Here is a 21,707-nt window from a genome sequence, read left to right on the forward strand (position 1 = left end):
CGTAGTGACGGTTTTCCGTTTCGTACTCGACGTGCGCGGTGTTGATGGTGATGCCGCGTGCTTTTTCTTCTGGAGCTGCATCGATCTGGTCGTATGCTTTAGCTTCGCCGCCGAATTTCTTCGACAGAACGGTTGCGATTGCAGCCGTCAGGGTGGTTTTGCCGTGGTCAACGTGACCGATGGTGCCGACGTTGACGTGCGGCTTGGTCCGTTCGAATTTACCTTTTGCCATTTGAGACTCCTAACGATATTTTGAGAATTACCAGGCACACCTGACGGACGAGTACAACGCACTGCCGCTTTAAATTCTGGTGCCCTTTACGTGGATTGAACACGTGGCCTCTCCCTTACCAAGGGAGTGCTCTACCACTGAGCTAAAAGGGCTGATGTTTGCGCCGCACATACTGCGACACAATTTACTGGAGCGGGTGAAGGGAATCGAACCCTCGTCGTAAGCTTGGAAGGCTTCTGCTCTACCATTGAGCTACACCCGCGAGGTACAACTTCAATTCGACTTCACGACTTCTTCATTTGGTGGTGGGGGCTGGATTCGAACCAGCGTACTCAGAGAGGGCAGATTTACAGTCTGCTGCCTTTAACCACTCGGCCACCCCACCGCGAAGAACCGCAGAGTATGAAGCAAGCTCAACATACTGTCAACTATTTTTGCCTTGACTACCAACCTGGCTCAAACAGCAGCGTTGCTTCGGGGCGTGATTGTAACCGCCGGGGGTAGGATCTGCAAGGCTATTTTTTCAAGAACTTGCCACGCGTTTGCCAAACTGTTGGCCGCCTACTTGCGCGCCGCCCACCAGCGCGCTGCGTTACTGTATGCCTCAGGCATGTAAATACTGTGCATATGGATAGCCACGCCTTCCGTTATCCCCGCTGGAGCTGGCAGGACATCCTGCTGGCCAACCTGTCGATCGTCGCGGCCTACTTCGGCACGGGCCTGCTGTTCGACGCGCTGTCGTTGCCCTCGGGCTATGCATTGCCCTTGTTTCCCCCGGCCGGGATTGGTCTCGCCCTGGCCACCGCGGGCGGCATGCGCGTGCTGCCCGGGGTCGCCCTCGGCGCGGCGCTGGCCAACCTGCCGCTGCACCAGGCCAACCCGGCGTTCACGGCCGGCGCGGCACTGGCGGCAACCTGCGCCAGCCTGCTGGGCGCGCTGCTGCAAGCCTGGCTCGGCGCGCGCCAGTTCCGGCGTCGCATGCGCCCGGCGATCGACTCCGGGCGCGACGTCATCGCCTTTTTGCTCATCACGCCGCTGGTCTGTCTCACCAGCGCCAGCATCGTGGTGCCGGCGCTGTCGGCACTGGGCGCTGTCAGCGCCGCCGATCGCTGGCATGTCTGGTTCGCCTGGTGGGCCGGGGACACGCTCGGCGTGCTGCTGGCCGCGCCGCTGTGCTGGATCGTGTGCGGCTCGCCGCGCCGGCTGTGGCGGCGCCGTGCGGTGCTGGTCGCGCTGCCGCTCCTGATCACCAGTACCGCGGTGCTCGTCATCTACCGCCTGGCGCTCGGCTGGGAGCACGAACAGCATTTGCAACCCTACCGCCTCAAGGCGCAGCAGACGGCGGATTTGCTGCAGTCCGAATTCAACGAACACGTACGCTTCGTCGGCACCTTTTCCAGCACCCTGGCCGAAACCGAACACATTCTGGCGCGCGACAAGTTCCTGCGCATCGCCGCCGGCTATGCCGACGGCCGCCCCGAGATCGAGGCCATGAACTGGATGGTGCCGGTCACGGGCCTGGAGCGTCCCGGCTTCGAGGACTGGGTCAAGCGCACGCTCGACCCGTTGTTTGCCGGCATCCGCGACATGGACGGGGTGCGCCTGATCGCGGCCGCCGAGCGCGAGCGCTACCTGCCGGTGCTGTACGCCTGGCCGACCTCGCACAACGTGGTCCGCGGCGTCGACTATCTCGCCGCGCCGGGGCGGGCAGCGGTGGCGGCGCGCGTACTCGTCTCGCGCGCGCCGCTCGCCACCGAACCGTTCAGGCTGCTTGAGCGCGATGGCCCCGGTATCGCCCTGATGCGCGCGGTGGGCGACCCGACCGGGCCGCCGGCCGGGGTGGTCGCCTTTGTGCTGAACGCGCGCCTGCTGCTTGCCCAGGCGATCCGGCGCGCCGGCTTCGACGGTTTCAATGCGGCGCTGGTCGACGTCACCGACGGCGCCGCGCTGCCGGTGGCGGGCGCGCTCGGCACGCCGCGGCGCGACGATTACCGCGTGCCGCTGTCGTTCGCCGGGCGCAGCTACGTGGTCAGTTTCCGCCCCACTGCCGCCTACATGGATGCCGAAACGGGCGCCGCCAGCTGGACCGTGCTGTCGGCCGGCCTGCTGCTGACCGGCCTCTTGGGCGCGCTGCTGCTGCTCATCAGCGGCGAGCGCGACGTGATCGAAAAGCTGGTGGCCGACCGCACCGCACGCCTGCGCGACCGCGAAGCACGGCTGCAGGCGATCCTCGACAACGCCGCCGACGCCATCATCACGGTCGATGCCGCAGGGATGGTGGTGTCGGCGAATGCCGCCACCGCGGGCCTGTTCGGCTACCCGCCGCAACACCTCATCGGCCTGCCCTTCGGCACGCTGGTGCCCGCGGGCGCCCACAGCGACGCCAACGCCCAGCTCGGGCGGCTGTCGAGCGCGCCGCCGGAAGAAGCGGTGCTGGAGGGGTTCAATGCCCAGGGCGAGCCGTTCCCGCTGGCGATCTCGGTGGCGCCGGTCGACCTCGAACGCGAAGTCTTTTTCGTCTGCATCCTGCGCGACTTGACCGAACAGCAGCGCGCGCAGGAACGCATCTACCGGCTCGCGCACCACGACGCCCTCACCGGCCTGGAAAACCGGTTTGCGCTGAACGTGCGCCTGGAACACCAGCTGGCCGCGGCGCGCCGCCACAACGCCCCGGTGGCGGTGCTGTTCATCGACCTCGACCACTTCAAGAAGATCAACGATTCGCTCGGCCATGCCGCCGGCGACAAGCTGCTGGTGGGCGCGGCCGAACGCATGAAGGATTTATTGCGCGAGGTCGACACCCTGGCGCGCCTGGGCGGCGACGAGTTCATCATCGTGCTGGCCGGGCCGCTCACCCCCGACAGCGTCACCAGCGTCGCGGTGCGGGTGGTCGAATCGCTGTCGCAGCCGTATCAACTCAATGGCGCGACCGCCCACAGCGGCTGCAGCGTCGGCGTGGCGCTGTTCCCGGACGACGGCGAAGACGCCTCGACCCTGATCCGCCACGCCGACATGGCGATGTACGCGGCCAAGCGCGAGGGGCGCGGCAATTTTCAATTCTTCTCGCCCGAGATGAACGCCGCCACCCACGAACACCTGCTGCTGGAAAACCGCATGTGGAGCGCACTCAGCGCCGAGGGTTTCGAACTTTATTTGCAGGCGCAGGTGGAACTCGACACCGGGCGCGTGATCGGCGCCGAAGTGCTGCTGCGCTGGAACGACCAGGAACTGGGCAGCGTCGAGCCGAGCCGGTTCATTCCCGTCGCTGAGGAAAGCGGCATGATCGTGCCGCTTGGCGACTGGGTGCTGGGCCAGACCATGGCGCTCTTGGCGCAGTGGCAGCGCGAGGGCCTCGATGAACTGCGCCTGGCGGTGAACCTGTCGGCGCGCCAGTTCTCCGGCTCGTCGCTGTTGTCGCGCCTGGACGAACTGGTGGCCAAGCACGGCATCGACCCCTCGCTGATGGAACTCGAGATCACGGAAACGGCCGCCATGCGCGACCCGGAAGCGACGCGCCAGCTGCTGCGCCAGCTGCGCACGCGCGGTTTCAAGTTGGCGATCGACGACTTCGGCACCGGTTATTCGTCGCTCGCTTACCTGAAACTGTTTGCGATCGACCGCATCAAGATCGACCGCGGTTTTGTCAAAGACATCGAGCACAATCCGAACGACGCGGTGATCGTCGCCGCCACCATCGGACTTGCCCATTCGCTTGGACTGACGGTGGTGGCCGAAGGCGTCGAGACCGAAGCGCAATGGGGCTTTTTGCGCGACAAGCGCGGCGACGAAGCGCAGGGCTACCTGTTTGCGCGGCCGATGCCGGCGCACGAATTCCGCGAATTCATTCGGCGGCAAGCGCAGCCAGTACCTGACGCTTGAGGGCGCGGATCATCGCGGTTTCGTCAGGCGGCACGCCCTCCGGCGCGGTCACAGCGCGGTCGGCATAGAAAAAGCCGAGTTGCGCCTTGCCGACCACCAGCGGCAGCACGATGAAACTCTTCGCGTCGGGCAGCAGCGCGCGGTGCCAGGGCGGCAGCAGGTCGCGGATTTTCGGGCTGGCCGCATCCGAAATCATCAGGTCGGCATCGTTTTCCATCGCCAGCGCGAACAGGTCGCGCGCGCCTGGGGGCGGCAGCGGGAACAGGAAGCCGGCCTGTACCCGTGCCTGCTGCGCACCGAACGAGACGCGCGCGCGGTACTGGCCGGCGCGCGCATCCTTCAGACAGACGGTGGCGAAGCGAAAGCCCAGCGCCTGGTACAGGGTTTCGAGCACGGCCAGGATGACGTCGTTGACGCGGGTGTTGGCGCCGGCGCGCAGCTGGGTCACGTCCTGCACCCCGGCCAGCAGCAGTTCGCGCGCGTTCTTCGGTTTGCCGCTCGGCCAGGCGCCCTCTTCCTCTTCGCCGGCGTCGAGGGTGGCCAGCATCAGCACCTCGGGCAGGCCCTCGCCGTGCTCCATCTCGACTTTCGCCAGCGGCTGCAGGTTCATGCTTTCCATGAGTCCCTGCATACCTTCTCCCACGTTCGCGAACAGGCGCTCCAGGCCGGCCGCATCCATCTCGAAAGCGGCGCCGTAGCGTGCCAGCAGCGCGCGGGCTTCCGGGGTGGCGGCCGGGTCGGTGCTTTTGGCGAGCAGGCGCGCTACCTCCAGGCTGAAGGACGCGACTTGCCGCATCCATTCGGCGCGGTTGGCGGCCGTTTTTAAAGCGCCGGCGGGCAGCGCGGCCTGGGCACGCACGATCACTTCCGGGATCTTCCACTCCGACAGCACGGCGGCACACAAGGTGTCGTAGCTGCAGCCGAGGATCATCTGCGACGCTTGCGCCGGGGTGTGCCTTGCACCCGATGAAAGCTGATTGATTTCGCGGTAGCGTGCGTGTTCGTGCGAAGCGACCAATAAGGCGCCCAGGTTCTTGAACAGCGCGCCGATCGCCGCTTCCTCGGCGCCCTGGTAGAACGACAGTTTCGCCATTTCGCGCCCGACCAGGCTGGCGCACAGCGAGGCCTCCAGCTCGATGCGCACGCTGCCGGCGTGGGCGCCGTTGTCGAGGGTATCGACCAGCAGCATCGCCAGCGCCGTGGTTTTGACGTTGTCGAAACCGAGCAGCGCGATCGCGCGCGAGACCGTCGTCACCGCGGTGCCGGACACGGTGCGATAGCGGACCGTGTTCGACAGGCGCAGGATACGCTGGGTCAGCGCCACGTCGGAAAGCACGAAATAGGCGAGATCGTGCGGCCCCTTTTCGTCGGCGTCGGCCAGTTCGATCACCCGGGCGATCGAGCCGCCGAGGGCGAACATCTCTTCGTCGCCGTTCACTTTCTGCATCAAGGCCGCACGCACGCGGCGGGTGGCGCCCTCATCGGGGGGGTGGTGTGCTTCCGACATCTGGGATTACCCGGCTTTCCTGGCGCCTGGGCGCTTCAATTGTTGAGCTTCATTTGTTGACCTTCTTGTACTTCTTGAGCACCGCCTGGTGCAGCGCCGTGAGCGCGGCCAGCTTCGGGTTGCGCGGATCGAGCCGGCGCACGGCCGCCATTTGGGCCAGCGCTTGCTGGCCTAGTTTATCGTCCCAGCCGGTGTGCTCCAGGCAGCGCAGCAGCGCCAGCGCCGCGTTGAAGGCGACTTGCGGATTGCCCGGCATACGCAGCGCCGCTTCCTGCATCAGGCCGACGGCGCCCTGGTAATCGCCGCTCCTGGCGCGTTCGGCGCCATTCGCCACCAGGTCGACCACGTGCTGGCGCGTTTCCTGCGCCAGTGTGGTGCCGAGTTCGGCGTGGCCGGCTTGCGCCATGACGCTCATCGCGCGGTCCATCGCGCTGGCGTCGGCGGCATTGCGCATGACGTCGCGCACGAGACCGGCCGCGCCATCGGCCATGTCGTGCGCCAGGCAGCTGCGCGCCAGTTCCAGTTTCAGATCGGGCGACATCGCGGGCAGGTCGCGGCTGGCGGACACCGCGGCGTTCAAGGACGCCAGCAGGCGCTCGTCGTTGCCGGTGTATTCGTGCAGCAGCGCCGACGACATCGCGCTGCAGGCGTCGGCATGGCTTTTGCCGCCCATCGAGCGGTCAAGATCGCGGATTACCGACGCCGCCGCCACCGGATCGCCTTTTCTCACCAACGTGCGCACCAGTTTCACGTGGTCTTCGGGATCGCGGAATTCCGAATATTTGGCCTTCGCCACCACCTGTTTTAAAACCTTTTCGGCGGTCTCGTCGTCGCCGGCCTCGAAGGCGACTTCGCCCAGCGTGCGCAGGCGCCGCACCGCATGCGGAGAGACTGCGACCGCTTTCGCCAGCACTTGCTGCGATTGAGTCAGCTCGCCCATCGCCGTGTGGGTGCGCGCGAGCCAGTCGTAGGCGTCGACGAAATTCGTGTTGGTCTGCACCAGTTCGGTCAGCAGGCTGCCGGCTTCCTCGTACTGTTCGCGCAAATACAGCGTTTTCGCCAAACCAAGGCGGGCCCAGGCGATCGCCTTGCTTTCCGCGAGCTGGCGGTAGATCGGCTCGGCCAGGCTGGTCTCGCCCAAGAACAGGTGCAGTTCGGCGCGCAGGCGCAGGAAATCGACGGCATGGCGCGGGTGCGCCGCCTCGCCCGCGATGCACGCCTCGATCGCCTCGTGCTGGGCGCCCGCTTCCATCAGGCGGTACACGGGCAGGAAGACGTTGCGCTTTTCCAGCGCGCGGGCAATGCGCTCGAGCAGGCGGTCGGCCGTGAACGGTTTCAGGATGTAGTCGGTCGGGGCCAGCTCGGCGGCGCTAACCACTTTGCCGTAATCGCCCTCGGCGGTGACCATGAAGAACATCGTCGCCAGCGAAATGAGTTTATGGTGGCGCAGGTCCTCGAGCAGCTGCTGGCCATCCTGGCCGCCTTCCAGGTCGTATTCGCACAACACCAGGTCGAAGCTGCGCAGGCTCAGTTGTTTGACCGCCTGGTTGGCGCTGCTGGCGTGCTCGATGCGGGTCAGGCCGCACATGTTGAGCATGCTGTGGAGATTCGCCCGCATGCCCGCATGGGGCTCGATGAGCAGGGCGGTGAGGCCGTCTAGTTCGTTCATGGCTGTTTCCTCAGGCCGGCGGCAATGCGCGGCGACGCTGGCCGCTGCCGAGGGAGTATATTACGCTGAGGGAACAAATCAGAGGAATTAGGTAGGGACTTGCGGAAAAGCCGGTTGCAGGTGGGAAAAAGCAACAGTTGGTGAGTATTCTGGCGCAGGGGACCATCAGCCCGGCGTTATCGGTATGCTACGTTTCGCGTGGGCACAGGGCGCCCACCCTACGAGTGTGTGAAAAAAACGCCATGGCGGCGTTGCATCGTCTCGCCGTACCCTCGTACTGTCTTCGACGACGCGCCGGGCGGCCGTATCCCTTGCCCTGACGATTTTTTCACAAACTCTACGGTCTTGCATGCGCTCGCCACGACAGTTACCCGTAGGATGGGCTCTCGAGCCCATGCGGATTGAAGAGCCACGATCGTCACAGGCAACAGCCCCACGAACGCTGAGCTTAAAAATTAAACCCCCGCGTCTGCCCGCCGCGCCGCCTGCTTGCTGCACTCGGCATGCGCCGCACTGCCGACGACGTTCTGGTAGCGCACTTCGTACTTGCCTGCCGCCAGCCCATCGATGGTCAGCATATTGTTGGCCAGCACATACGCATGGCGCACGTTGGAGCGGCGCTCGAGGTCGAAGATTTTCACGAATACCGGAGAAGCATTCGCGCTGTTGTCGACCACCACCGTCATTTCACGCCCATTGTTGCCCAGCGGGTAGCCCGGAATGTAGCCGGACTGGTCGGGCCAGGGTTCGCCGTTGGGCGCGGCCGGCGTGGCGAGGTCGGTGTCGCATTCGGGCTGGCGCGCCGGCACCACCAGCTGGGTCACGGCCAGTGCCTTGACGACCGCGGGAGGTGAATTGGCGCCGGTCGGGATCGCCCAGGCGTCCGGATCGGGCGCCGGCACCGAGGTCACCGGGGCGATAGTTTCCGGCTTGTTGAATGCCAGCGCCGTCGGCAGCAGGCGCGGCTGCTTCACCAGCAGCAGCGCGCAGACGGCGCCGACGGTGACGCCGCCGAACAGGCCGAACCACCAGCGCGGGTCGCGCCAGAGGCGCCGGCGGCGCCGGTTATGCGCCGGTGGCGGCGTTTCCCAGTTCTCGCCACGCGGACGCGCGGCTTCTTCGCCGCTGCTGCTCTCGAGCCACTCGACTTCCCATTCCTCGGCCGCGATCCACTCGTCGTGCTCCTTGCGGCGGGTCGGGTCGGACAGGATGTTGTAGGCGGTGTTGACGATCGCCATGATGCGGGCGGCCTTTTCGTCGCCCTGGTTCTTGTCGGGATGGTATTTCTGGCTGAGCGCCTTGTAGGCTGCACGCACGACTTCCTGCGGCGCGCCGCGCGCCACCTTCAAGTTATCGTAATGGGTGTGAATCTTGGCCATAGTTGGCGGCATGCCGCGTGCAGGTTCGGGTTGGATATCGGCAACCCAACCGATACAGCATAGCCGGGTTTGTATCCCCAGCGCAAGTTATCAAGTCTACAAGCGATGACGTCGATCAGCCCGCATGATCGCGTCCGGCAGATCCACCGCATGGCCGACGATCAGCACCTTGAACAATTCTCCCATTTCGCTCGGCGCCACGAGTTTATGCACGGCTTTCGACTGTGGCAAATAACGCACAGCGTCGTCAGGATCCGTACGTAGCAGCAGGTCACCGATGCCGCAAGCGAGCAGGAAGCCGGACTGGTTCAGGTAACCCAGCACCGGCAGCCCGGCATCCTGGGCCGCCAGCGCCATCGCCGTGAAATCGACGTGGGCGGTGATGTCCTGTAGTCCCGGCAGGAAGAACGGGTCGGGGTGTGAATGGTGGCGGTAATGGCACATCAGGGTGCCGCCGCTGCGCTGGTCGACGTAATATTCGTGCGCCGGGAAACCGTAGTCGAGCAGGATCGCCGCGCCCTTGTTACCCTTGAACATGGTCGCCAGCGACCCCATGAAGCCACAGGCGACCGGGTGCAGTTCGGTCAGATACCCCGCCGGCAGGGTGTCGGCATCTGGTATCTGGCGCGCCAGCTGCGCCGCCAGCGCGTCGTCCAGTTGCGCCTGCACGTAAGCAAAGCGGCCCTCCTCGATCGTCACCATCTGGCGGCGCCAGCCATCGTCCGTCTTTAACACCAGTTCGACCGGCATGGCGTCGAGCACTTCGTTGGCCAGCACCACGCCGTTGAACGCGTCGGGGAAACCGTCGCGCCATTCGACCTGCGGAAAGTCTTTCAGGGCTTCCTGCTGGCGCGCGCGCAATTCGCCCGACAGTTCGATGATGGTATAGCTGTTAACTTGCACACCCTCTTCGGCCAGGGCGGTCAGCACGTCGCGCGCCAGCTTGCCGGTGCCCGCGCCGAATTCGATGATGTTGGGCGCGCTTTGGGCGATAATAGCGGCTGCCGCGCGCGCCAGCGCCTGCCCGAACAGGGGAGAAATCTCGGGTGCGGTCGTAAAATCGCCGCTCGCGCCCAGCTTGGCGGCGCCGCCGCTGTAGTAGCCGAGCCGGGGCGCATACAGCGCCAGCTCCATGAAGCGCGAAAAGGGAATCGCGCCGCCCGCCTCTTCGATATGGGCGGCAATTTCCTGTTGCAAGGCGTGGGACGCGGCCAGCGCGTCGCTGTCGGGAAGGGGTAAGGACATTCCGGCATTGTAGCCAGATCGGCAGGGATCAACAATTTTGCTCAACCGCAGACCATGACGCACATCACGCTTCCCGCCACCGACGCGCCGACTTACCTTGTGCCTCGGGTCGCACTCGTCACCGGCGCCGGCCGCCGCCTCGGGCGCGCGATCGCGCTCGGCCTGGCCGCCGCCGGCTGGGACATCGGCGTGCACTATCGCCATTCCGAGCGCGACGCGATCGAGACGGCGGACGCCATCCGCGCCCTCGGCCGGCGCGCCGCCCTGCTGCCCTGCGACCTCGGCGACGAAGCGGCCGTGCGCGCGCTGCCGGAACGCGCCGCGCAAGCGCTCGGACGCGTGACTTGCATCGTCAACAACGCTTCGTTGTTCGAATACGACAGCGCCACCAGCTTTTCGCCAAGTTTACTGGCTGCGCACATGCACACCAACCTGGCCGCGCCGCTCCTGCTGGCCCAGGCGCTGCACGCGGCCACGCCGGAAAATGAGCAAGCCGTGGTGATCAACCTGCTCGACCAGAAACTGTACAATCTCAACCCGGATTTTTTGTCGTACACGCTGTCCAAAGCGGCGCTGGAGGCGGCCACCAAGATGCTGGCGCAGGCGCTGGCGCCAAGGCTGCGCATCGTCGGCGTCGCGCCCGGCATCACGCTGGTGTCGGGCGACCAGAGCGAAGATGGTTTTGCGCAAGCCCATATGCAGACCCCATTAAACCGCTCGTCGACGCCGCAGGATATTGCCGACGCCGTCGTGTACGCGGCTGCGGCACGCGCGCTCACCGGCACCACATTGGTGGTCGACGGCGGCCAGCACCTGGTGCCGCTGGCACGCGACGTGATGTTCCTTACGAAATAAATAACCCAGTCAACACTGAAGAAAGTTTTCCTATGCTGTCCGCCCTGACCCACCCGAGCTTGCGCGATTGCCGCCGGCTGTTCCTGCGCAATTACGAAGTGATGATCAACATCGGCGTGCACGACTTCGAAAAGAAGGGAGAACAGCGTGTGTTGATCAATGTCGACCTGTACATCCCGCTGGCCGAATCGACCCCCCACACTGACCAGCTCGATGAAGTCGTCGACTACGATTTCATGCGCGAGACTATCGCCCAGCGCATGGCGCAAGGCCACGTACACTTGCAGGAAACCCTGTGCGACGACGTCGTGCGCGCCATGCTGGCGCATCCGCGCGTGCGCGCCGCACGCGTGTCGACCATGAAGCCGGACGTGTATCCCGATTGCGAAGGCGTCGGCGTGGAAGTATTTCAGATCAAGGAAGAAGCATGAGCGCGGTATTGAACGACGTTTCCGCCGACGGCGCGGATGCGAAAAAACTGGAAAAGATCGCCTACGAAAACGGCAAGCTGCATAAACGCCTGTGCCGCCTGGTCGGCCAGGCGATTGGCGATTTCAACATGATCGAAGACGGCGACAAGGTGATGGTTTGCCTGTCCGGCGGCAAGGACAGCTACGCCCTGCTCGACATCCTGATGACGCTGCGCGAACGCGCGCCGATCCACTTCGATATCGTCGCCGTCAACCTCGACCAGAAGCAGCCGAATTTCCCGGCCGACGTGCTGCCGGCCTACCTCGATAAACTCGGCGTGGATTACCACATCGAAAACCAGGACACGTATTCGATCGTCAAGCGCCTGGTCCCGGAAGGCAAAACCACCTGTTCGCTGTGCTCGCGCCTGCGCCGCGGTATCCTGTACCGCGTCGCCGACGAACTCGGCTGCAACAAGATCGCCCTCGGCCACCACCGCGACGACATCCTCGAAACCTTTTTCCTGAACATGTTCTTCGGCGGGAAGCTGAAAGGCATGCCGGCGAAACTGGTGTCGGACGACGGCAAGCACATGGTGATCCGCCCGCTCGCGTATGTGAAGGAAGCCGATACCGAGCGCTATGCGGAAGTCAAAGGTTTCCCGATCATTCCGTGCGATTTGTGCGGCTCGCAGGAAAACCTGCAGCGTAAACAGATCAAGGCCATGCTGCGCGGCTGGGAAAAGACGCATCCGGGGCGCGTGGAAAACATTTTTTCGTCGCTCTCCACCGTGGTGCCGTCGCACCTGCAGGACCGCAACCTGTTCGGGTTCATGGACCTGAAAACGGATGGCATCGCCAATCCGAACGGCGACATCGCTTTCGACGAAGAGCCGTGCTCGACGCCGGCGAGCAATACGATTTCGCTGACGCAGCTGTAAATCGTTCGGGACGCACTCGAAAGGCAGCGTTGCGACGCTAATGCCGTTCAGTTAAGCCTGGGCGAACTGTCTGCCAGCGGTGAGCCAGGCCACACAGGCTGAGTGTCGATCTTCGTAGGGTGGACCGGGCGGCGAACCGCTCAGTCCACGGCCGTTTCGTTGCACTCCTTCATGCCAGGGGAAGCACGTACGTGCGTGCTCCGGGTTACGTGGTGCATCTCGATATGCATGAGAAAGGCCGTGGACAAAGTCCACCCTACATATCGCGCCACTCGGCATGCGCGACCAGGCTTGGTATTAGTGCGAAGGCGTGGCAAACTGTTTGACTGAACGGCATGAGCGTTGCGACGCTGCTTTTTTTTGCCTGCCCGCCTACCCGCTCTCTGCGGCGCCTCACCACTGTCTCACTGAACCACTGCGCGCGATTCGACTCCAACGAATCGATGCGTCATCCGGCACGCAACGTTACCTGGCAATGGTCGCCGGCGAGGTGGAACATGCAGCTCGCTTACACAATCGGTCCTGGTCCGACGCTCCCGCAACGTGGGTATTCAGTCCACGCCGCCGGAGGAGCCATGCGCGGACTCCTTCGAACCATACGATTGCTGGCCGTGCTGGCTGCCATCGCCGTGAGCGGTATCGGTTGCAGCCGCGAGGCGCCAGCCCAGCCGGCGCAGGGGGCGGCCGGTCCGCCGCAGGTTTCGGTGGCCGAGGTGCAGAGCCGCACGGTCGAAGAATTCGAGCAGTTCAGCGCGCGCCTGGCGGCGGTCGAGCAGGTCGAGGTAAGGGCGCGCGTGGCGGGCCCGCTTGAACGGGTGCATTTCCGCGACGGCCAGGTGGTGCGCAAGGGCGATATGCTGTTCACCATCGATCCGCGCCCGTTCAAGGCCGAGGTCGATCGCCTGACGGCCGCGGTGGCGGCCGCGCGCAGCCAGGGCGAACTGGCGCGCATCGAGTGGGCGCGCGCCGAGAAGCTGTTGCCGCTGAACGCCATTTCCCAGCAGGAAGCCGACCAGCGCCGCGCCACGGCGCGCAACGCCAACAGCAGCCTTGCCGCGGCCGAGGCCCAGCTGGAGGCGGCGCAACTGAGCCTGGGTTACACCCGGATCAGCGCGCCGATCGGTGGGCGCGCCTCGCGCACGGCACTCACGGAAGGCAACCTGGTCAGCGCCAATGAGCAGGTACTGACCTCGATCGTGTCGACCAGCCGCATGTATGCCTACTTCGATGCCAGCGAGGCAGCCTTCCTCAAGTTCGGCCAGGCCGCGGCCAACCAGAAGAGCGCGCCGATTGTGCGGATGGGCTTGTTCAACGAGGAGGGCTTTCCACACGCCGGCACGATCGACTTCGTCGACAACCGGCTCGACCCGGCCACTGGCAGCGTGCAACTGCGCGGGGTGTTCGACAACCCGGACGGCCGCTTCACGCCGGGCCTGTCGGCGCGGGTGCGGGTGGGCGCCGGCAAGCCCTACCTGGCGACCCTGGTGCCGGAGCGCGCGATCACGATCGACCAGACGCGCAGGATCGTGCTGGTGGTCGGCCCCGGGCAGGTGGTCCAGGCGCGCGAGGTCAAGCCCGGCGCCTTGATCGACGGCATGCGTGTGGTGACCGGGGTCAAGCCGGGCGAACGCATCGTCATCGACGGCCTGCAGCGGGCCATGCCCGGCGCGCCGGTGACGCCCAGGCTGGTGAGGCTGGACCCGCGCGGCGTGCCAATGCCCGCACCCGGCGCGCCGGCCGGCCCCGCAGTTGCCGCCAGAAAAGGCTAGGACGCCGATGGATATCGCGAGCAAGTTCATCGACCGGCCGCGCTTTGCAACGGTGCTATCGATGTTCATTTTCCTGGTCGGCACGCTGTCGATCTTCCTGCTGCCCATCTCCGAGTATCCCGCCGTGGCGCCGCCGCAGGTGGTGGTACGTGCGCAATTCCCCGGCGCCAATCCTCGCGTGATCGCCGAGACCGTGGCCACGCCGCTGGAAGAACAGATCAACGGTATCGATCACCTGCTCTACTTCGAAAGCCAGTCGACCGCCGATGGCGCGATGAACCTGACCGTCACCTTCGCCATCGGCACCGATCCCGAGGTGGCCGAGACGGCGGTCCAGAACCGCATCAACCGCGCGCTGCCGCGCCTGCCCGACATCGTGCGCCAGATCGGCGTGACCACCGAGAAACAGGCCCCCAACCTGACCATGGTCGTGCACCTGATCAGTCCGGACAACAGCCGCGACGCACTTTACCTGCGCAACTACGCACAGCTGCAGATACGCGACGAGTTGCTGCGGATCGGCGGCATGGGCAGCGTGCTGTTGTTCGGCGCGGGCGACTACGCGATGCGCATCTGGGTCAACCCGCAGCAACTGGCGGCGCACGCGATGACCGCCAGCGACGTGGTGGCGGCGGTGCGCGAACAAAACGCCTCGGTCGCGGCCGGCGTGGTCGGCGCGCCGCCGGCCCCGGCCGGCAGCGATTTCCAGCTGCCGATCAATACCCAGGGCCGGCTCACGACCGTGGAGGAATTCGGTGACATCATCGTGCGCTCCAATCCGAGAACGGGCGCGCTGGTGCGCATCAAGGACGTGGGGCGGGTCGAGATGAGCGCCAACACCTATGCCTTGCGCAGCCTGCTCAACAACAAGGAGGCGGCGGCGATCGCCATCTTCCAGGCGCCGGGCAGCAATGCGTTGGCGCTGTCGCAGGACGTGCGCGCGGTCATGGAGCGCGTCAGCAAGACGTTTCCGCCCGGGGTGGCCTACAGCATCGTCTACGACCCCACGCGCTTCGTGCAGACCTCGATCGAAAAGGTGGTGGTCACCCTGATCGAGGCGGTGCTGCTGGTGGTGCTGGTGGTGATCGTATTCCTGCAGACCTGGCGTGCCTCCATCATCCCGCTGCTGGCGGTGCCGGTGTCGATCGTCGGCACCTTTGCGGTGTTGCTGGCGTTCGGCTTTTCGATCAACACGCTGACGCTGTTCGGGATGGTGCTGGCGATCGGCATCGTGGTCGACGACGCCATCGTGGTGGTCGAAAACGTCGAGCGCAACATCGAGAACGGCCTGACCGCGCGCAGCGCCACGATCAGGGCCATGCAGGAAGTGAGCGGGCCGATCGTCGCCATTGCCCTGGTGCTGTGCGCGGTGTTCGTGCCGCTCGCGTTCGTGCCGGGCCTGTCGGGCCAGTTCTACCGGCAGTTCGCGGTGACCATCGCCATTTCGACCCTCATCTCGGCATTCAACTCGTTGACCCTGTCGCCGGCGCTGGCGTCGATCCTGCTGCGCCCGCACGATGCCCCGAAAGACCGCCTCGAGCGCGGGATCGACCGCCTGTTCGGGCCGCTGTTCCGGCGCTTCAACCACCGCTTCCACCAGGCCAGCGAAAGCTACCAGCGCGGCGTCGCGCGCCTGCTGGGACGCAAGCTGGCCGCGATGCTGGTGTACGCGGCGCTGCTGGGCGTCACCGCGTTCATGTTCACGCGCGTGCCGAGCGGCTTCGTGCCGGCGCCGGACAAGCAATACCTGATCGGCGTGGCCCAGTTGCCGGCCGGCGCCTCGCTCGACCGGACCGACGCCGTGATCCGGCGCATGAGCGACATTGCGTTGGAGGTGCCCGGCATCGTCGATGCGGTGGCCTTCCCGGGCCTGTCGATCGCCGGCTTCTCGGCCGCGCCCAACGAGGGCCTGGTGTTCTTTGGCCTGGCGCCGTTTGAGCAACGCACGGGCGCCGACCTGTCCAAGGACGCGATCCTGGGGCGCGTGAATGGCGCGATCCAGCAAATCGAGGGCGCGCGCATGTTCGTGGTGCCGCCGCCGGCGGTCGAGGGGGTGGGCACCGCGGGCGGCTTCAAGCTGCAGGTGCAGGACCGCGCCGGCCTCGGCGAGAAAGCCCTGTACGAAGCGGCGTGGGGCACGCTGGGCCAGATCTATGCCAATCCGCAGTCGCCGATTAGTACCCCCTACTCCACCTACGACATCAACGTGCCGCAACTGCTGGCCGACGTCGACCGCACCAGAGCCAAGCAGATGGGCATTGCGCTGGGCGACATCTACGACACCTTGCAAATCAACCTGGGCTCCCTGTACGTGAATGACTTCACCCGCTTCGGCAAAACCTACCAGGTGATCGTGCAGGCCGACGCGCCGTTCCGCGCCAACGCCGACGACATTCCCCGGCTCGAGACCCGCAACGCATTGGGTGAAATGGTGCCGCTCGGCGGGCTGATCAAGGTCGAGCCGACGTTCGGGCCAACTCGCGTGACCCGCTACAACGGCATCCCCGCGGCCGACATCAACGGCGCGCCCAAGCCGGGCGTATCGAGCGGACAGGCGGAACAGGAAATGGAGCGCCTGCTGGCGGCCCTGCCGCGCGGCATCGGCTACGAATGGACCGAGCTGTCGTACCAGGACCGGCTCACGCGCGACGTCGCGCTGCCCGGCACGGGCGCGCGCGTGCCGACGCTGGCGGCACTGCTGGCGCTGTCGCTGATACTCGTGGTCCTGGTGCTGGCCGCGCAGTACGAAAGCTGGACACTGCCGCTGGCGATCGTCGCGATCGTGCCGATGTGTACGCTGTCGGCGCTGTTCGGCGTCTGGCTGTCGAGCCTGCCTCCCTTCGCCCAGCCGGGCGACCTGAACATCTTCACCCAGGTGGCGCTGGTCGTACTGGTTGGGCTGGCCTGCAAGAACGCGATCCTGATCGTCGAGTTCGCCAAGGACCTGGAGGGGGCGGGCCGCGATACATACACCGCCACCATCGAAGCGGCGCGCTTGCGGCTACGCCCGATTTTGATGACCTCGATCGCATTCTGCGCCGGCGTCATCCCGCTCATCGTCGGCAGCGGCGCCGGCAGTGAGATGCGGCGCGCGATGGGCATTGCGGTGTTCTCGGGGATGCTCGGGGTCACGGCGTTCGGCATCTTCCTGACCCCGGTGTTCTACATGCTGCTGCGCAGCGCCACGGCGCGCCGGCGTGCCCATGCGGCCGCGGTGCAGGCCGAGGTCGACGCCTGCGCGCATCCCTACCATCCCGGGGAAGAGTCCGCTGCCGGCAAGAATCCGTCCTGATGTGGTGCGTGCTCCGACGCAGGGTCCTGTTTCATCAAGCGAGGGCCAGCGCGAACAGCTGCAGCGCGCGCGTGCTGTCCGGCGCCTGGAAACTGCGCTCGAAGCGCAGGCCCAGTTTTTCGAGCAGGCGGATCGAGGCGGCGTTCTCGGGAACGACGGTGGCGACCAGGCGCTTCAAGCCGAGCGCACGCGCATGCGCCAGCACGCCCTGCGCCGCCTCCAGCGCATAACCCTGACCGCCATACTGCGGCAGGAAGGCGTAGCCGATGTCGACGTCGTCGAGGAAATCGCGCTTGGCCAGGCCGCAGACGCCAAGCGGGCAGCCGCCCTCCTTCAACTCGACGACATGGAAGCCGAAGCCGTGACGGGCCACCATCGCCATCGGTCCGTTGAGGATGTACTCGCGCGCGCCTTCGACGGTGCGGATGCCGCGGTCGCCGATAAACCGGTGCCAGGCGGGGTCGTTGAGCAGGCCGAGCATGAATGCGGCATCGCCGGGTGTCATGTGGCGCAGGCGCAGGCGTTCGGTTTGCAGGACGATCATCAAAGGCTCATTGGGTTTGAAGAGGGCGTTGGCGCGACGCCAGCAATGCGCCGGCGAACAGCGCCAGCGCCGACAACACCAGTCCGCGCTGCAGGCCGCCGGGACCGTCGGCGATCCAGCCGATCATCGAGGGGCCGACGATCTGCCCCAGCGCGAACACGGTGGTGAACGCACTGATGCCGGCCGACCAGGCGTGCTGCGGCAGGTTGTGGCGCACCAGGGCGGTGGTCGACGCCACCACCGATAGGAAAATCCCGCCGAACAGCAGTCCCGAGACGAACATCAGGCCTGGTACCGCCGTCAGCGCCGGCAGCAGCGTTGCCACGCCTAATAACGCATTCAGGATCGCCATCGCCTGCCCGCCCTTGAAGCGGTCGAGCATGCGTGCCCAGATGCGCGAGGAAGCCATCACGGCCAGGCCCAGCATGGCATAGAACAGGGTGATGATATTGCCTGCCATCCCCTGCTCCTTGAGCAAGGCAATGACGAAGGTCATGTAGCCGATATAGCCGACCCCGAACATCAGGTAGCCCGCCAGTCCGAAGCCGAAGGGAGACAGCCGGAAGCCGCCCTGCGCGCCCGCCGGCGAGGGTGCGCCGTCGACGTGTCGCGCCGGATAAATCATCGCCAGCGTCGCCAGCAGGCACAATGCCGCGAGCGCGACCCAGGCCCATTGCCAGGCGTGTTCTGCGCCCTGGGCAGCGGCGGCATCCATGGCCAGGGGCACCAGCAAGGCAGAGGCAGTGATGCCCAGGCCGGTGCCGCCGTAATACATCCCGAGCAGCAGGCCGGCGCGCTGTGGATGCAGCAAACCAAGGCGCGCCGCCAGCAGGCCGCCGGAAATGAAGATGAAGGCGCTGGCGATGCCGGCCAGGACGCGCTGGCCGATCAGCACCCCGGCGTCGACCACGAAGCCGGAAAGCAGCATGAACAGGCTGGCCAGCACGGCGCCGCCGGCCAGTGCCGCTTGCGCGCCGTAGCGCCGCATCAGGGCGGGGGTGGCCAGGGCGCCGAGAAAATAGCCGAGGGCGTTCCCGGTATTCATGGCGCCCGCCAGGAAGTAAGACCAGTCGAGGTCGGCGCGCATGGGCGGCAACAGGAGCGCATACGAAAAGCGCGTCAGTCCCAGCGAGACGGCGGCGCCGAGCGACAGGGCAAAGGCCGTCATGAAGGGCCGCCGCGCGGCCAGCGAGGCCGGACCGGGCGAGGTGTTCGATGCGCTGTTCGCATGGCTGCTCATGGCATGATTGTAGATTCAAAACCCGGCCCGCCGGCATTTTCCGGTAGCAGGTTTACAATCCTGGTTCAATCCGAGAAAGCCGCTCCCATGTCCCCCCTGCCACGCCTGCTGACCCTCCTTGCGCTCCTCCTGTCCATGATCTCGCCCACCATCGCCCTTGCCGCTCCCGACATGATCTATCTCGTGCGCCACGGCGAAAAGACGTCCGACGAAAAGGATCCTGCGCTGACCGCGCAGGGCCGTCAACGCGCGCAGAACATCGCCACGATGCTGAATAAAGCCGGCATCGCCCACGTCTTCAGCACGCCGACGAACCGCACGCGCCAGACCGCGCAGCCGCTGGCGCAAGCGCGCGGCTTGCCGGTACAGGAATACGATCCGCGTGCTCCCAAAACGCTGGTCGAGAAGGTGAAGGGTTTAACCGGACCGGTGCTGGTCGTCGGCCACTCGAACACGTTATCGGAGCTGGTGCGTCTGTTCGGCGGCCAGCCAGGCGCCGAGATTGCCGACAACGAGTACGACCGCGTCTACCAGCTGATTCCCGCTGCGGACGCCATGACCACGGTGGTGTTCACCTCCTTGCCGGCGACCGGCCCGGCGCCCTGAGCCCTGGGCCTTACAGCGCGCGCTCGAGGCCGAGACGCATGCTGGCCATGCCATCCCAGGCGAGCGCGCGCGTGACGCTGCTGCCATCGGCGCCGAGGTACACCGTCCCCGCGCGCCGCACCTGGCCCAGCGCATTGACCACGCTCACGCGCACGCGCCACTGCGCATCCAGCTTGCGGGTCCAGTACAGGTCGAGCAGCGCCAGCCGGTCGGCCCAGGTGGTGACGCCATCGCTCGAGCGGCTGCGGGCGCTTGCGCGCAGATTCACGTTCGCGCCCGCGTCCCAGCCGGCGCCGCGGTAGTCGATGCCGGCATTCGCCGTGAACGGCACCTGTTCGGCCAGGGTGTTGTCGGGACCGGGCACATGGCGCACGCGTGACCAGTTGCGGCCCGCATTCAGGCGCAGCTCGAAGGCCATGGCGCCGAATTTCACGGGCGACTTCAGGTCGGCCTCGATGCCGGCCAGGTCGGCATCCCCATTGTTGATGGGCCGCGCCACCCAGCTGGCGCCGTCGCGGTACAGCTGCCCGGTCGTCACGTCGCTCACACGTTTTACGTAGCCCGACAACGTGGCCGTGCCGCCCTTGCCGAGCGGGCGCTCCCAGGCCAGGTCCAGGCCCCAGCTCAGTTCCGGGCGCAGGTCCGGATTGCCCTCGGCGTCGGGATTGGCGGGGCCGTTGTTGTTGTTGATCGTGTAGCGGCGCGGGACCAGGTTGCTGGTCAAGGGCGCTTTGTAGGTGCGCGCCAGCGCCAGGCGCAGCTGGTTTTTATCCGGCAGCTTCCACAGCAGCTGCAGGATCGGGCTGGCCACGCTGCTGCTGGTGGCCACGCGCGCCAGGTCGGCGCCATCGGTCCCGGTGCGCAGGCCCTCCCAGCGCAAGCCGGCATACCCTTCGAAGGCATCCGAGATGGTCCACTCGTCCTGGGCGAACAGCGCCAGGCGCTCGACCCGCGCCGTGTAGTCCTGCAGGCGCAGCGCCGCGTTGGGGACGCCGCCCAGGGTATCGGTCTGGTTGCGGTGCTCGCTGCGCGTGGTGCGGCTGGCATCCCAGCCGAGGCCCAGGCTGTGCGCGGCGCCCAACGGCGCCAGGTATTTGCCGTTCAGGCTGGCCGTGCGCTCGTCGGCGCCCGAAGCCACCGCCCGCGCCAGGCCCGGTTCGCCGCTCGGGCGGGTACCGAGGAACAGGTAGTCGCCGCGGCGCCGGCTCGTATCGACGACGCCTTTCACGGTCAGCTTGCCGGCGCCCGTGAACCGGTGGGCCCAGGCCAGGTCGCTGCGCAGGTTGGCGACGCGCGAACCCATGCCGGCGCTGCTGGCGGGGTAGTCGGTCGGCGGGCCGCGCAGCGTCGCTTCGTCCGCCGCCGTCGCGCCCTGCGAGCGCACCAGGCCAAGCAGGGCATTCCAGCCAAGGGTTTCGCCATTCTCGAATGTCCAGTTCAGGCGCGGCGTCAGGTTCAGGCGGTCGATGCGGGCGAGACCCGATTCGATGAAGCGGCGCGCTTCGGTCGTGACGCCCGCTTCCGCGACCGTCTCGTCGGTCAGCACGCTGTCGATGCGCACGGTGCGCTCGAAGGCGGCGCCGGCCGACCAGGCCAGGTTGCCGCGCTTGCCGCTCACTTGCGTCGAGGCTGACGGACTCCATTCGCCGTGCTGGTAGCCGCTGGAGACCTTGTCTTCGCGCCGCCCGCCACTGCGCTTGCGCAACACGATGTTGATGCTGCCGGCGACCGCCTGTGTGCTGCGGTCGGCTGTCGGGCTGCGCGCGATCTCGATGCGCTCGACCAGTTCGGGGGCGATCGCATCGATGCTAAAACCCTGCGGCACCGGTTCGCCATCGACCAGGATCTGCGTGTAGCCGTTGCCGAGGCCGCGCATGCGCACCTCATTGCCGACCACCGAGATACCGCCCTGGCGTTTCAGGACGTCGGCCAGGTTGTTATCTCCGTAGGCGGCGATTTCGGCACGGCCGACCACCTTGCTGGCGGCCGCCGTGTCGGGCCGATCGACCGCGCCCTTGACCTCGACCCGCGCCAGCGCCTCCTGCGCGGCGGCATACGGTAACGGGGACAGCAGCAGGAGCAGGGACAGGCGATGCATGGACGTGAACGAGTGAAATGGAGCGGCGATTCTAGGGCTTG

Annotated in this window: 15 protein-coding genes and 3 tRNA genes; 7 read left to right on the forward strand and 11 right to left on the reverse strand. The window is 66.2% G+C overall.

Going from position 1 to position 21,707, the window contains the following annotated elements; translation table 11 throughout:
- The 4 genes from IFT60_RS20470 to IFT60_RS20485 all read right to left on the reverse strand — a co-directional run.
- A partial coding sequence (locus tag IFT60_RS20470) for a GTP-binding protein (protein WP_229439571.1) occupies positions 1–232 on the reverse strand: 232 nt, incomplete at its 3' end.
- A 77-nt stretch (positions 233–309) separates the two neighbouring features.
- Positions 310–384: transfer RNA gene (locus tag IFT60_RS20475), tRNA-Thr, on the reverse strand.
- A 36-nt stretch (positions 385–420) separates the two neighbouring features.
- Positions 421–494 (reverse strand) — tRNA-Gly (locus tag IFT60_RS20480).
- 38 nt (positions 495–532) lie between these two features.
- Positions 533–617, reverse strand: a tRNA-Tyr gene (locus IFT60_RS20485).
- 242 nt (positions 618–859) lie between these two features.
- Here IFT60_RS20485 and IFT60_RS20490 point away from each other — a divergent pair.
- Positions 860–4,111, forward strand: a complete 3,252-nt coding sequence (locus IFT60_RS20490; protein ID WP_192055098.1) for an EAL domain-containing protein — start codon at positions 860–862, stop codon at positions 4,109–4,111.
- On the opposite strand, the gene IFT60_RS20495 is transcribed toward IFT60_RS20490, so the two are convergent.
- From IFT60_RS20495 to IFT60_RS20510, 4 genes are all read right to left on the reverse strand, one after another.
- Positions 4,074–5,618 (reverse strand): HDOD domain-containing protein, encoded by a 1,545-nt coding sequence (locus tag IFT60_RS20495; RefSeq protein WP_192055100.1) that lies wholly within the window; start codon positions 5,616–5,618, stop codon positions 4,074–4,076. The two genes, IFT60_RS20490 and IFT60_RS20495, sit on opposite strands and share 38 nt — an antisense overlap.
- Before the next feature lie 49 nt (positions 5,619–5,667).
- Positions 5,668–7,287, reverse strand: a complete 1,620-nt coding sequence (locus tag IFT60_RS20500; RefSeq protein ID WP_192055102.1) for a response regulator — start codon at positions 7,285–7,287, stop codon at positions 5,668–5,670.
- A gap of 455 nt (positions 7,288–7,742) precedes the next feature.
- Entirely contained in the window at positions 7,743–8,666 is a 924-nt protein-coding gene (locus tag IFT60_RS20505) for a J domain-containing protein (RefSeq protein ID WP_192055105.1), read from the reverse strand.
- 96 nt (positions 8,667–8,762) lie between these two features.
- Complete coding sequence (locus IFT60_RS20510; protein ID WP_192055107.1) at positions 8,763–9,911, reverse strand: class I SAM-dependent methyltransferase; 1,149 nt, start codon at positions 9,909–9,911, stop codon at positions 8,763–8,765.
- A gap of 54 nt (positions 9,912–9,965) precedes the next feature.
- Between IFT60_RS20510 and IFT60_RS20515 the strand changes: the two genes are divergently transcribed.
- From IFT60_RS20515 to IFT60_RS20535, 5 genes are all read left to right on the forward strand, one after another.
- Positions 9,966–10,766, forward strand: coding sequence for an SDR family oxidoreductase (locus IFT60_RS20515; RefSeq protein WP_192055109.1), 801 nt, complete (start codon positions 9,966–9,968; stop codon positions 10,764–10,766).
- A gap of 32 nt (positions 10,767–10,798) precedes the next feature.
- Positions 10,799–11,197 carry a dihydroneopterin aldolase gene (locus tag IFT60_RS20520; protein WP_192055111.1) on the forward strand — a complete coding sequence of 133 codons (399 nt, stop codon included), beginning with the start codon at positions 10,799–10,801 and terminating at the stop codon, positions 11,195–11,197.
- Positions 11,194–12,117: a tRNA 2-thiocytidine(32) synthetase TtcA gene (gene ttcA, locus IFT60_RS20525; protein WP_192055113.1), complete on the forward strand. Its 924-nt coding sequence runs from the start codon at positions 11,194–11,196 to the stop codon at positions 12,115–12,117. Before IFT60_RS20520 ends, ttcA begins: the two co-directional genes overlap by 4 nt.
- 575 nt (positions 12,118–12,692) lie before the next feature.
- A complete protein-coding gene (locus tag IFT60_RS20530) occupies positions 12,693–13,886 on the forward strand; it encodes an efflux RND transporter periplasmic adaptor subunit (RefSeq protein WP_192055115.1) in 1,194 nt (397 codons plus the stop codon).
- A 7-nt stretch (positions 13,887–13,893) separates the two neighbouring features.
- A complete protein-coding gene (locus IFT60_RS20535; protein WP_192055118.1) occupies positions 13,894–17,178 on the forward strand; it encodes an efflux RND transporter permease subunit in 3,285 nt (1,094 codons plus the stop codon).
- Between the two features lie 34 nt (positions 17,179–17,212).
- On the opposite strand, the gene IFT60_RS20540 is transcribed toward IFT60_RS20535, so the two are convergent.
- Together IFT60_RS20540 and IFT60_RS20545 are read right to left on the reverse strand one after the other, a co-directional pair.
- Positions 17,213–17,722, reverse strand: a complete 510-nt coding sequence (locus IFT60_RS20540) for a GNAT family N-acetyltransferase (protein WP_192055120.1) — start codon at positions 17,720–17,722, stop codon at positions 17,213–17,215.
- A 7-nt stretch (positions 17,723–17,729) separates the two neighbouring features.
- Positions 17,730–18,962 (reverse strand): YbfB/YjiJ family MFS transporter, encoded by a 1,233-nt coding sequence (locus IFT60_RS20545; protein WP_192055123.1) that lies wholly within the window; start codon positions 18,960–18,962, stop codon positions 17,730–17,732.
- An 87-nt stretch (positions 18,963–19,049) separates the two neighbouring features.
- Between IFT60_RS20545 and IFT60_RS20550 the strand changes: the two genes are divergently transcribed.
- A complete protein-coding gene (locus IFT60_RS20550; protein WP_229511049.1) occupies positions 19,050–19,568 on the forward strand; it encodes a SixA phosphatase family protein in 519 nt (172 codons plus the stop codon).
- Positions 19,569–19,578: 10 nt separating this feature from the next.
- Here the strand turns inward: IFT60_RS20550 and IFT60_RS20555 are convergent, their stop codons facing one another.
- Positions 19,579–21,666: a TonB-dependent receptor plug domain-containing protein gene (locus IFT60_RS20555; protein WP_192055125.1), complete on the reverse strand. Its 2,088-nt coding sequence runs from the start codon at positions 21,664–21,666 to the stop codon at positions 19,579–19,581.
- Between the last annotated feature and the right edge of the window lie 41 nt (positions 21,667–21,707).

Origin of the sequence: Massilia sp. CFBP 13721, from assembly GCF_014842025.1 — a bacterium.
In the GTDB taxonomy this organism is placed as follows: Bacteria; Pseudomonadota; Gammaproteobacteria; order Burkholderiales; family Burkholderiaceae_D; genus Telluria.